Origin of the sequence: Exiguobacterium sp. UBA3491 (assembly GCF_002377745.1) — a bacterium.
Lineage (GTDB): Bacteria > Bacillota > Bacilli > Exiguobacteriales > Exiguobacteriaceae > Exiguobacterium_A.
Genome location: NZ_DFQK01000032.1, coordinates 542,524 through 554,540, shown reverse-complemented (window position 1 = coordinate 554,540; position 12,017 = coordinate 542,524). Strand labels below are relative to the sequence as shown.

The 12,017-nt window shown below is 44.7% G+C and carries 13 protein-coding genes; 10 read left to right on the top strand and 3 right to left on the bottom strand.

Annotated elements, in window-relative coordinates:
* On the top strand, positions 1-451 hold a 451-nt coding region (locus B4F99_RS15310; protein ID WP_290759422.1), incomplete at its 5' end, for a potassium channel family protein.
* A 37-nt stretch (positions 452-488) separates the two neighbouring features.
* On the opposite strand, the gene B4F99_RS15305 is transcribed toward B4F99_RS15310, so the two are convergent.
* Positions 489-1,265 carry a Cof-type HAD-IIB family hydrolase gene (locus B4F99_RS15305; RefSeq protein ID WP_214854654.1) on the bottom strand — a complete coding sequence of 259 codons (777 nt, stop codon included), beginning with the start codon at positions 1,263-1,265 and terminating at the stop codon, positions 489-491.
* Positions 1,266-1,438: 173 nt separating this feature from the next.
* On the opposite strand from B4F99_RS15305, the gene B4F99_RS15300 reads away from it, so the two are divergent.
* Together B4F99_RS15300 and rnjA are read left to right on the top strand one after the other, a co-directional pair.
* The gene (locus B4F99_RS15300) at positions 1,439-1,654 is read left to right on the top strand and encodes a DNA-dependent RNA polymerase subunit epsilon (RefSeq protein ID WP_029342182.1); all 216 of its coding nucleotides are present in this window, start codon (positions 1,439-1,441) and stop codon (positions 1,652-1,654) included.
* The gene (gene rnjA / locus B4F99_RS15295) at positions 1,651-3,318 is read left to right on the top strand and encodes a ribonuclease J1 (protein ID WP_035406688.1); all 1,668 of its coding nucleotides are present in this window, start codon (positions 1,651-1,653) and stop codon (positions 3,316-3,318) included. The genes B4F99_RS15300 and rnjA overlap by 4 nt, the downstream gene beginning before the upstream one ends.
* A 46-nt stretch (positions 3,319-3,364) precedes the next feature.
* Here the strand turns inward: rnjA and def are convergent, their stop codons facing one another.
* The gene (def, locus tag B4F99_RS15290; protein ID WP_214854653.1) at positions 3,365-3,904 is read right to left on the bottom strand and encodes a peptide deformylase; all 540 of its coding nucleotides are present in this window, start codon (positions 3,902-3,904) and stop codon (positions 3,365-3,367) included.
* Positions 3,905-4,281: 377 nt separating this feature from the next.
* On the opposite strand from def, the gene pdhA reads away from it, so the two are divergent.
* The 5 genes from pdhA (at position 4,282) to B4F99_RS15265 (ending at position 9,561) form a co-directional block, all read left to right on the top strand.
* On the top strand, positions 4,282-5,364 hold the full coding sequence (gene pdhA, locus B4F99_RS15285; RefSeq protein WP_035406689.1) for a pyruvate dehydrogenase (acetyl-transferring) E1 component subunit alpha: 1,083 nt from the start codon (positions 4,282-4,284) through the stop codon (positions 5,362-5,364).
* Between the two features lie 3 nt (positions 5,365-5,367).
* Positions 5,368-6,345 (top strand): alpha-ketoacid dehydrogenase subunit beta, encoded by a 978-nt coding sequence (locus B4F99_RS15280; RefSeq protein ID WP_035406692.1) that lies wholly within the window; start codon positions 5,368-5,370, stop codon positions 6,343-6,345.
* Positions 6,346-6,446: 101 nt separating this feature from the next.
* A complete protein-coding gene (locus tag B4F99_RS15275) occupies positions 6,447-7,733 on the top strand; it encodes a dihydrolipoamide acetyltransferase family protein (protein ID WP_035406694.1) in 1,287 nt (428 codons plus the stop codon).
* A 3-nt stretch (positions 7,734-7,736) separates the two neighbouring features.
* Positions 7,737-9,149: a dihydrolipoyl dehydrogenase gene (gene lpdA, locus B4F99_RS15270; RefSeq protein WP_029342176.1), complete on the top strand. Its 1,413-nt coding sequence runs from the start codon at positions 7,737-7,739 to the stop codon at positions 9,147-9,149.
* Between the two features lie 106 nt (positions 9,150-9,255).
* Positions 9,256-9,561 (top strand): SAV0927 family protein, encoded by a 306-nt coding sequence (locus B4F99_RS15265; protein ID WP_214854652.1) that lies wholly within the window; start codon positions 9,256-9,258, stop codon positions 9,559-9,561.
* A gap of 61 nt (positions 9,562-9,622) precedes the next feature.
* Here B4F99_RS15265 and B4F99_RS15260 read toward each other — a convergent pair whose 3' ends face one another.
* Positions 9,623-11,110 carry an aminotransferase class I/II-fold pyridoxal phosphate-dependent enzyme gene (locus B4F99_RS15260; RefSeq protein ID WP_035406702.1) on the bottom strand — a complete coding sequence of 496 codons (1,488 nt, stop codon included), beginning with the start codon at positions 11,108-11,110 and terminating at the stop codon, positions 9,623-9,625.
* 132 nt (positions 11,111-11,242) lie between these two features.
* On the opposite strand from B4F99_RS15260, the gene B4F99_RS15255 reads away from it, so the two are divergent.
* Both B4F99_RS15255 and B4F99_RS15250 read left to right on the top strand, forming a co-directional pair.
* Complete coding sequence (locus B4F99_RS15255; RefSeq protein ID WP_214854650.1) at positions 11,243-11,515, top strand: UPF0223 family protein; 273 nt, start codon at positions 11,243-11,245, stop codon at positions 11,513-11,515.
* A 283-nt stretch (positions 11,516-11,798) separates the two neighbouring features.
* Complete coding sequence (locus B4F99_RS15250; RefSeq protein ID WP_023468845.1) at positions 11,799-11,987, top strand: hypothetical protein; 189 nt, start codon at positions 11,799-11,801, stop codon at positions 11,985-11,987.
* Positions 11,988-12,017: the final 30 nt, after the last annotated feature.

Here is a 12,017-nt window from a genome sequence, read left to right as displayed (position 1 = left end):
TATTGGGGAGAACATTCAAGCGTCTATCTTGACGACGTTGATCTTAAAAGAGCTTGGTGTACAATCGATCACCGTCAAAGCAACGAATGATTACCATGAAAAAGTATTGCGAAAAATCGGAGCGGATTTCATCGTTCACCCTGAGCGGGATATGGGGGTTCGGATTGCGAACGGATTGATGAGTTCGAATATCCTTGATTACTTAGACTTATCACAAGAATTTTCAATCGTTGAGATTAAAGTCAGTGATCAGATGGCAAAACAAACCTTAATTGATCTCGACTTACGAAGTAAATATGGAGCAAACGTTGTCGCCATCAAACGGGGTGAAAATGTCATGATCTCCTTGCAGGCAGATGAAGTCATTGAAAAAGGCGATTATCTCGTCGTCATTGGTGAGAATGAAGATCTTGATCGCTTAGAACGCGCGATTCATAAAGTAAAGAATTAAAAAAAGCTGAGGCATGCCTCAGCTTTACATCTATCTATTAGATGAGTTGGAATTCTTTAAGTCCATGTGCGATACCGTCTTCAAGAATAGGTTTCGTGACATAATCGGCAGCGGCTTTTGTTTCCGGAAGTCCGTTGCCCATTGCAATACCAGTCCCGACATAGCGTAGCATTTCAAGGTCATTGAGAGCATCTCCAAAAGCAAAGGTATCCTCGCGGCGAATGTTTGTCAATTTCAAGAACTGTTTGATGCCTTCTGCTTTCGAGGAACCGACGTTGATGACATCCATCGCATGGGGATGCCAGCGAATGAAATCAAAAGCATCGTAACGTTTGATGTAATCTGTTTCTTCTTCTGCCGTACAGTAGACAAGCGTTTGGAACACATCGTGAGACAAGAAGGCTTCTTCATCGTGAAGCGGTAACGGCATGTCGAGATCACCGAGCGAATCAACGACATGAAAATCATTTGATTTCGTTGTAAAACCTTTTGTTTCGCCAAGATAGACAAGCGTATGTCCGTTTTCCTTTGCTTGTTGCGTCAAATGTGTCAGATCGACTTTAGGTTGTGGACGTTTGTAGATGATTTCGTTTTGATGAACCACAATTTGCCCGTTGTAACCGATGATCGTATCAATGTTGAGCAACTCACGAATCCCAGATAACATTGCGGGACCGCGTCCAGTCGCGAGTGCTACATACACACCGTTTTCTTGAAGTTGACGAATTGCCTGTTTTGTTGATTCCGGAACGAAATGACCATCATGCAATAAGGTTCCGTCGATATCGAAAAAGACGACTTTCTGATTTGCCATGGTTTCACCTTCTCTTTTTAATTGGTCGAAATGACCTGTTCATGTGAAAGTATAGCATAACCAAAAGCGTGTTGCCGGAAGGGAACATGCGGAATAAGGATGAAAAATAGTCCATGTATCGTGTATACTGTACTAAGGACAAAAAACAATGTACTGATAAGGAGTTGCTAGACATGATTTTTAAAGTATTTTACCAACCGCTTCGTTCGGAAGCACCTGTTCGTGAACGGACAGAAACGATGTATGTAGAAGGGGAAAGCATTCGTGACGTGCGATCAACGATTGACCACCTCAAAGAGATCAACATTGAGTTCATCCGCGAAGTTAGTGGAGAATTTTTGACATACGAACAACAACATCCTGACTTCAAGGTTGCGACGTTCGAATGAAGTTCGTCAAAAACCATCAAGCCGCCGTCTTCGCACTCGGTGGACTCGGGGAAATCGGAAAGAACACGTATGTCGTTCAATTCCAAGATGAAATCATCGTCATCGACGCGGGTGTCATGTTCCCTGAGGATGAATTACTCGGAATCGACTATGTCATTCCGGATTACACTTATTTGATCAAGAACAAAGATAAGGTCAAAGGGGTCTTCATCACGCATGGTCACGAAGACCATATTGGCGGTCTTCCTTTCTTGCTTAAACAAGTAAACTTACCGATTTACGCTGGAAAAATTGCAATGGGTCTCATTAAAGTCAAACTAGAAGAACACGGTTTGCTTCGGAATGCAGAACTTCATGAAATCGATGAAGATTCGATCATCAAGTTTCGGAAGACGAGTATCTCGTTCTTCCGTACGACACACTCGATTCCGAACTCGTTCGGTGTCGTCGTCAAGACACCACAAGGCAATATCGTGCATACAGGGGACTTTAAGTTCGATTTCACACCGGTCGGAGAACCTGCTGATTTAGCGAAAATGGCTGAACTTGGTAAGGAAGGCGTCTTGTGCCTCTTATCGGATTCTACGAACGCTGAAGTGGAAGGTTTTACGATGAGCGAACGTGTCGTTGGGGAAACGATTTCAGACATCTTCCGTAAGGCGGAAGGACGGATCATTTTCGCGACATTCGCATCGAATATCTATCGTCTCCAACAAGTCGTCAATGCTTCTGTTGAAGCAGGACGAAAAATCGTCGTTTTCGGACGTAGCATGGATAAGGTCATGATGATTGGTCAAGAACTTGACTTCATCAAGGCGCCGAAGGGTACGATCATCGAGCCGAACGAGATGAAGCGTTATAAATCAAACGAGTTGACGATCCTTTGTACCGGTTCACAAGGAGAACCGATGGCGGCCCTTAGCCGTATCGCAAACGGAACACACCGTCAAATCTCAATCATTCCAGATGATCTCGTCATCTTCTCTTCGTCACCTATCCCGGGGAACGTCGTCTCAGTCGGAAAGACGATCAACCAGTTGTACAAAGCTGGCGCGGATGTCATGTACGGTAAATTAAATGACATCCATACATCAGGTCATGGTAGTCAACAAGAGCAGTTGCTCATGTTGCGTCTATTGAATCCGAAATACTTCATGCCGATTCACGGAGAATACCGGATGCTGAAGAAGCATATGTCGCTAGCAATGGATGCTGGTGTACCGGAAGAAAACTGTTTCGTCATGGATAACGGTGAAGTGCTGGCATTAGATGCAAATGCAGCCGCTATCACTGGGAAGATTCAAGCGAACGCCGTTTATGTTGACGGAAAAGGAATCGGTGATATCGGTAACATCGTCTTACGAGACCGCCGTATTCTCTCAGAAGAGGGACTTGTCGTCGTTGTCGTGACGCTTGACTCTAAAACGAATCGTCTCGTCTCAGGACCGGATATCATCTCGCGCGGTTTCGTCTACATGCGTGAGTCAGGTAATTTGATTAAAGATGCTGAACGTCTACTCAAGCGCTCGCTTGATCAATCGCTTGCGAACCGTAACACGAAATGGACGGACATCAAACAAGTCATCAATGATACGCTCACACCGTATTTAACTGAAAAAACACAACGTCATCCGATGGTCATGCCGATCATCATGGAAGTCTGATTCGAAAAAATCCTCGTTTCCGGAAACGGAAACGAGGATTTTTATATTATGTGGCAGAACCATATTCCTTGAATGGTTCTTTTTTATCGATCCGATCATAGAACATGACGCCATCTAAATGATCATATTCGTGTTGACAGACGATTGCTTTCATACCTTTTAAACGTAATTTTACCGGATTTCCGTTATGATCGATGCCAGTTAGGGTAATACGCATATAGCGCGGTACATGTCCTTCGACTTCACGGTCGACGGACAAACATCCTTCGCCGCCTGTTAAATACGTCTGCTCGACGGAATGACTGATGATTTTTGGATTATAAATACCGAATTCCAATAAATCGTCACCATCCGGTAAGCGGATTGCGAACATACGCTTGTTGACACCGATTTGTGGTGCTGCAAGTCCAATGCCGCTTCGTAGGTCATATTTCTTCGCAATTTCATCATCTTGACTATTAGCGAGGAACTCGCGCATGAGTCGCATCGTTTCCTTATCCTCATCGCTGAGAGGGAAGGTCACTTCTACTGACCGTTCGTGAAGAGCAGGAACGTCTTCGCGTACGATTTCATTCATGGTGATCATGAACAACACTCCTTTCATCTACAAAAAGTATAGCATAGGAAAGTGGGGAATGATGACAACTAACACAGTAGGAAAATATCGAATGATACAGAAGATGGAATATTCTAGTTTTGTGATTGAATTCACAATGTGAATCGCGAAAAAAATAAAACATTTCCTTTGATTTTAAGGTGTTACAGATTTATACTTGTAACGTAATGAACAAGACACTATAACGTGTCGATTCATGATAATACAGTTTACTCAACTGAATAGGTACACAGACACATGTTCAAAGGATAGTCACACGGGACTTCGTTTTTTGGACACTATTGTCATGTGGGCAAATCAGTCAGAGGAATATTTCGCTGAACGCAGTGAAAGGATGAGGGGAAAAGATGAACGTAAACATGTTTAAAAACGTGGAAGAAAACTTTGAAACGTTCCGCATTCTTGACGAGAAAGGTGAAGTCGTCAATAAAGACGCTATGCCAGACCTCTCGGATGAAGAGCTTACGGAATTAATGCGCCGTCTCGTATACACACGTATCTGGGACCAACGTGCAATCTCACTTAACCGTCAAGGACGCCTTGGTTTCTATGCTCCAGTAGCTGGACAAGAAGCGTCAATGATCGGTACGCAATTCGCTTTGGATAAAGATGACTGGATTCTTCCTGGATACCGTGATATTCCACAAATGGTCTTCCATGGCTTCCCACTTTACAAAGCATTCTTGTTCTCACGCGGTCACATCACAGGCGGTCAGATTCCTGAGGGTGTTAACGTCTTAATGCCACAAATCATCATCGGTGCGCAGATCGTTCAAGCGGCTGGTGTTGCTCTCGGTCTTAAGAAAAGCGGTAAAGAACAAGTAGCGATCACTTACACAGGTGATGGTGGTTCTTCACAAGGGGACTTCTATGAAGGAATGAACTTTGCTGGAGCTTTCAAAGCACCTGCAATCTTCGTCGTTCAAAACAACCGTTTCGCAATCTCGACACCTGTCGAAAAACAATCAATGGCGAAAACTATCGCTCAAAAAGCTGTTGCTGCTGGTATCAATGGTATCCAAGTCGACGGTATGGACGTTCTTGCTGTATACGCTGCTACGAAACAAGCACGCGTAGAAGCACTTAACGGTGTTCCGACATTGATCGAAACATTGACTTACCGTTATGGACCACACACACTCGCTGGTGATGATCCAACACGTTACCGTACAAAAGACATGGATGATGAGTATCAAGCACAAGATCCACTCGTCCGTTTCCGTGCTTTCATGGAAGCAAAAGGTCTTTGGAACGAAGATAAAGAGAACGAAGTCATCGAGCAAGCTAAAGCTGACGTTAAGGAAGCACTTGCACAAGCTGACAAAGAACCAAAACAAAAAGTTACAGATTTCATCAACGTGATGGCTGAAAAGCTTCCACTAAACCTGCAAGAGCAGCTTGATGAGTATACAGCAAAGGAGTCGAAATAACCCATGGCACAAATGACGATGATCCAAGCGATCACTGACGCAATGCGCGTCGAGATGAAACGCGACGAACAAGTTCTCTTGTTCGGTGAAGACGTCGGTAAAAACGGTGGGGTATTCCGTGCGACAGAAGGTCTTCAAGATGAACTCGGCGAAGACCGTGTCTTCGATACACCACTTGCGGAATCAGGTATTGGTGGTCTTGCTGTCGGATTCAGTCTGACAGGATTCCGTCCAATCATGGAAATCCAATTCTTCGGATTCGTATTCGAAGTATTCGATTCAGTTGCAGCACAACTAGCGCGTCTCCGTTACCGTTCAGGTGGCACATACAATGCGCCTGTAACAATCCGTTCACCATTCGGTGGCGGTGTTAAAACACCGGAACTTCACGCAGATAACCTCGAAGGACTCATGGCTCAGTCACCAGGACTTAAAGTTGTCATTCCTTCAACACCATACGATGCAAAAGGTCTCTTGATCGCGTCAATCCGTGATAACGATCCAGTCGTATTCCTCGAGCACATGAAACTCTACCGTTCATTCCGCGGTGAAGTGCCAGAGGGCGATTACACGATCGAACTCGGAAAAGCTGATGTAAAACGTGAAGGTACAGATGTAACAATCGTCACTTACGGTGCGATGGTGCACGCTTCACTTAAAGCAGCAGAAGAGCTCGAAAAAGAAAACATCAGCGTCGAAATCATCGACTTGATGACGATCAGCCCGATCGATATCGATACGATTCTTGCTTCTGTCAAGAAAACAAACCGTGTCGTCGTCGTTCAAGAAGCACAAAAACAAGCGGGTATCGCTGCAATGGTTGCAACTGAAATCCAAGAACGTGCAATCCTTGACCTCGAAGCGCCAATTCTTCGTGTTGCTGCTCCAGATACGATCTTCCCATTCGCACAAGGTGAAGACGTCTGGATTCCGGATCACAAAGATATCGTCGAAAAAGTCAAGACTGTCTACAATTTCTAAGAGCATTTCGGAAAATATGGAGAGGGGTGCATTCTCTCCTTGCTTCCGTTTTTACAGATAACAATCGACTAGAAGAGTGAACTAAAAGGAGGCATATTCAAATGGGTTTATTTGAATTCAAATTGCCGGATATCGGTGAGGGTATTCATGAAGGTGAAATCGTAAAGTGGTTCGTAAAAGCGGGCGACACTGTCAAAGAAGATGATGTTCTTCTTGAAGTACAAAACGATAAAGCAGTCGTTGAAATTCCATCGCCAGTTGATGGTACTGTTAAAGAAGTAAAAGTTGACGAAGGTGTCGTAGCTGTCGTTGGCGACGTCCTCATCACTTTCGAAGTCGAAGGCGAAGGTTCTGCTCCTTCTGAAGAAGCAGAGCAACCAAAAGCTGAAGAAAATGCGAAAGACGTTCAAGATACGGATCAAAAAGTGGAAGACAAACCAAATGAGGTTCAAATCCATAAATCAGAACGTGTCATCGCGATGCCATCTGTCCGTAAATATGCACGTGAAAAAGGTGTCGACATCCGTGAAGTCCAAGGTTCTGGAGACAACGGTCGTGTCGTTAAAGAAGACATCGATGCATTCGCAAACGGTGGACAAACTTCTGATGCACCAGCAACAGAAGAAAAAGCACCAGCTGCTTCTGCACCAAAAACAGAAGTGAAGCCATACGTTGCTGCTCAACCTGAACTTGAAACACGCGAGAAAATCAAAGGAATCCGTAAAGCGATTTCGAAAGCAATGGTTAACTCGAAACATACAGCTCCACACGTAACACTCATGGACGAAGTGGATGTTACGAACCTCGTTGCACTCCGTAAAAACTTCAAAGAAGTTGCGGCTGCTCAAGGTACGAAATTGACTTACCTTCCGTTCGTCGTAAAAGCATTGACTGCTGCTGCTAAAAAATACCCGGCAATCAACGCATCAATCGACGATGTAAACGAAGAAATCGTCTACAAAAACTACTTCAACATCGGCATTGCTGCTGATACAGACAACGGTCTTGTCGTACCAGTCGTTAAAGATGCAGATCGTAAATCGATCTTCGCACTTGCTGACAACATCAATGACCTTGCTGGTAAAGCGCGTGACGGAAAACTTTCTGGCGACGAGATGAAAGGCGGATCAATCACGATCACTAACATCGGTTCTGCTGGCGGTCAATGGTTCACACCAGTCATCAACCACCCAGAAGTTGCAATCCTCGGTATCGGTCGTATCGCTGAAAAAGCGGTCGTTAAAAACGGCGAAATCGTTGCTGCACCAGTTCTTGCACTTTCATTCAGCTTCGACCACCGTCTCATCGATGGTGCAACTGCACAAAACGCGCTTAACTTAGTTAAACGCCTATTGAACGACCCACAACTTCTCATCATGGAGGGATAAGCAATGGTAGTAGGTGAATTCGCACAAGAAACAGATTTACTCGTAATCGGGGCTGGCCCTGGTGGTTACGTTGCTGCAATCCGCGGCGCGCAACTTGGTATGAAAGTAACAATCGTTGAACGTGAAAACGTCGGTGGCGTCTGCTTAAACGTAGGATGTATCCCATCAAAAGCCTTGATCACTGCAGGACATAACTTCCAGCACGCTAAAGGTTCAAGCGATATGGGGATCACTTCTGAGAATGCAACTGTCGATTTCTCGAAAGTTCAATCTTGGAAACAATCTGTCGTCAATAAATTGACTGGCGGCGTTAGTGGTCTTCTTAAAGGGAACAAAGTCGAGACTGTCGTTGGGGAAGCTTACTTCCAATCAGAAGATACAGTCCGTATCATCAACGAAGATTCTTCGACTCCCTACAAATTCAAGAAATGTATCATCGCGACAGGTTCGACTCCAATCGAACTTCCAGCTTTCAAATGGTCAAAACGCGTTCTTTCTTCAACAGGCGCATTGAACCTTCCTGAAATCCCGAAAAAACTCATCGTCATCGGTGGCGGATACATCGGGATGGAGCTTGGTACAGCGTATGCGAACTTCGATACAGAAGTCGTCATTCTTGAAGGAACAAAAGACATCCTTTCTGGTTTCGAGCCTGCTATGACGCAAGTCGTTAAGAAAAAGCTCAAACAAAAAGGTAACATCACGATCCACAACGAAGCACTTGCTCAAAGTGTGGAAGAGTCGGAAGATGGCGTTAAAGTAACATTCGAAGTCAACGGTGAAGCACAAACAGTTGAAGCGGACTACGTCCTCGTCACTGTCGGTCGCCGTCCGAACACTGGTGATCTTGGTCTTGAAATGGCAGAAGTCAAAGTCAGCGACCGTGGTCTTGTCGAAATCGACGATCAGTGCCGTACTTCAAACGAAAACATCTACGCAATCGGTGATATCGTTCCAGGACCACCACTTGCACACAAAGCTTCATTCGAAGCTAAAATTGCTGCTGAAGCAGCTGCAGGACACCCTGCATACCTCGACTACAGCGCGATTCCAGCAGTCGTCTTCACAGACCCAGAACTCGCTACTGTCGGTTACACTGAAGCACAAGCGAAAGAAGAAGGACTCGACTACATCGCGTCTAAATTCCCTTACGCTGCGAATGGTCGTGCACTTGCACTCAACGAGCCAGACGGCTTCTTGAAAATGATCACTCGTAAATCAGATGGTCTCTTGATCGGCGCGCAAATCGCTGGTACAGGCGCATCTGATATGATCGCTGAAATGGGACTCGCAATCGAGTCTGGTATGACAGCTGAAGATATCGCACTCACAATCCACGCGCACCCATCACTCGGTGAAATCGCAATGGAAACTGCTGAAGTTGCAATCGGTAGCCCAATTCACATCATTAAATAATTTCGAAACACCTCATACACGGGGAGCCGACCGTGTATGAGGTGTTTTTTTGTTTTGTCTTGATTCAAAAAAGGAAAAGAGTAAAAAATGGAGAGGGTGGACGCATATGGAATCCGTGACTGCCTTAGAGGAGCTGTATTACGTATCAGAGATGGATAAGGTTCGCTTTGTAGGCTGGACGACCGCATTCGCTCGCTATGATTTCGCTGTCATCTGTACAGGACAATTTTTTGGGAAAGTACTCGTCGTTAGTTTAACCGGTGGTCAGTCAGCGTTACTTGATCAACAGGATGTGTTGAATGGAGAAGTTTTAGTTCGTACTTTTGCAATTGAGCAAGAGGATGTTGCATTAATTGGTGAAGCATTAGCGGCATTCATTCCTTGTTCGCCAAACGATGAATATGCAGAATGAAACGATCCAATTAAAAAAGCAGTAATCCTCATCTAGTAAGGATTACTGCTTTGTTTTGTCTTCACCGAATTGCATTCGATTGCTGAATGACTTTGATCGTCTCGAGCGAATGATCCTCAAGACCTTGAACCGGAAGACCAGCTTCAATGTTTTCTTTAATATAGGCAAGATTGTCTGCCGTGATCATTTCGCCAGGAATAAAGATGGGAATACCAGGAGGGTACACCATCATGAATTCAGCTGAAATCCGTCCGACCGCATCGACTAACGGAATTGTCTCTGTTTCTTCATAGAAAGCATCACGTGGGCTGAGAGCGAGCGCTGGAATGTCTGGAAGGACGATTGAGTGATCAGTCGTTTCAGCGCCATTATTCTGATAGCGTGCAACAAGTAAAGACATCGCATGTAGGAATGCATCGATTGTCTCTTCCGAGTCACCAGAAGTGATGATGACAAGGATATTATTTAAATCAGAAAGTTCAACTTCGATCCGATGTTCTTCACGCAAAAACTCTTCGACAAGGTGACCAGAAATACCAAGTCCCTTAACGGAAACGAGCACTTTCGTTGGATCAAAAGCGAACGTCGCACTTGAATGAAGATCGGATTCGCCGAAAACGGCGAGATAAGGAAGCTTCGCTAATCCGAAACGCATCCGTGTCGCGAGCTCGAGTGCCCGACGATTCATTGCTTCACCGTTGATTGCAAGATGGCGCCGTGCGCAGTCAAGAGAAGCAAGCAGTAGATAGGATGTTGAAGTCGTCGTCAACATCGAGAGTACCGCTTGGACCTTATCTGGAGAGACAAGACCCCGGCGAACGTTTAAAACAGAGCTTCCAGTGAGTGACCCACCGAGTTTATGGACACTCGTTGCTGCGAGATCAGCTCCTGCTTGCATCGCAGATAATGGCATATCTTCGTGGAAGGCGATATGGACGCCGTGTGCTTCGTCGACGAGTACCGGAATACCCTTACTATGGGAAAGTTTGACGATGCTCTCCAAGTCGCCAGCAACGCCGAAATAAGTCGGGTTGATGACGAGCACTGCCTTTGTATCAGGATGAAGTGCAAGGGCACGTTCTACCGCGCTTGGTGTGATACCGTGTGCGATACCAAATGTCTCATCGAATTCAGGATGAATGAAAATCGGGTGCGCACCAGAAAGAACGATAGCTGACATCACCGATTTATGAACATTCCGAGGAACGAGAATTTTATCATCAGGTCCGACGACGCTCATGATCATTGCCATGATTGCGGTTGACGTTCCTTGTACGGAAAAGAACGTTTCGTCGGCATGGAAGGCTTGAGCTGCCAATTGATGAGCTTCCTTAATGATTGCCTTTGGATGATGAAGATCATCAAGGGGAGCGATATTGATTAAATCGATATCGAGCGCATTCTGACCGATGAACGATCGAAAGGCTGGATCCATTCCTTGACCATTTTTATGACCGGGAATATGAAATTGAATTGGTTGACGTTTCGCATGCGCGAGTAGCGCATCGAATAAAGGTGTATCGAGCTGTGTTAAGCTTTTTGTTTGCACCAGATTTCCCCCCTTAAAACCGAATAAAAATACAATCAAACAAGCTAACTATAACAAGTTTTCGAACGGTTGCAACTGTTTTATGCTTCTTTTCCGTGTAAAATAGAAAAGTGCAGAAAGGAAGTGGGAATGATGGCATTGAGTTATCCGCTCAATTCCGATTGGTCGACGGAAGAAATCGTGAAAGTCATCGACTTTTTCAATTTAGTCGAACAAGCGTATGAATCAGGTGTAGAACGACAACGTTTGCTCGAGGCATATCGGGAATTTAAGCAAATCGTCACCTCGAAATCCGAGGAAAAACAGTGGGATCAGTTTTATATGGAAGAGACAGGTTGCTCAAGTTATCGGACGATGCAACAGGCAAAACGCCAAGAAGATCCAATCGTGCGCATGAAAAAATAATGACATCATAAAAGATAAGACTCCTATGCGATCGTATAGGAGTCTTATCTTTTATACGGACTGGAAATGTGCGGAAAATGATCATCATTTGTTTAAAGTGGAAGGGAAGCGGCTATATACTACATACAAGACGTTATCCTTACAAATATGTGAAACTGTATTTTTTAAAATTAGATGCTTTACATCTAAGTTGAATCGTACTATTATTGATTCAATCCACTGATAAGTCGCAATTGTCTGACAAATTAAACGTCTGTTTATCCCGCGAAGGAGTGTGGTTACTGTGAAACAAGTGATAGAAGCATACAAGAGAAAAGATGCAGAAAAACGCATTCCTGTATTGCGTCTCGAAATCGACTATGAGCTTGCTACATTACATGATGCGATGGTGGCAAGTGACGCAGAAGCTGTTGGTGCAAGTAAAGAGCGCCTCGAAAAATATCGTCAAGAGATGGTACGTCTTGAAGCTTGATTTCAACGTCCTTTTCTCTACCTTATAATA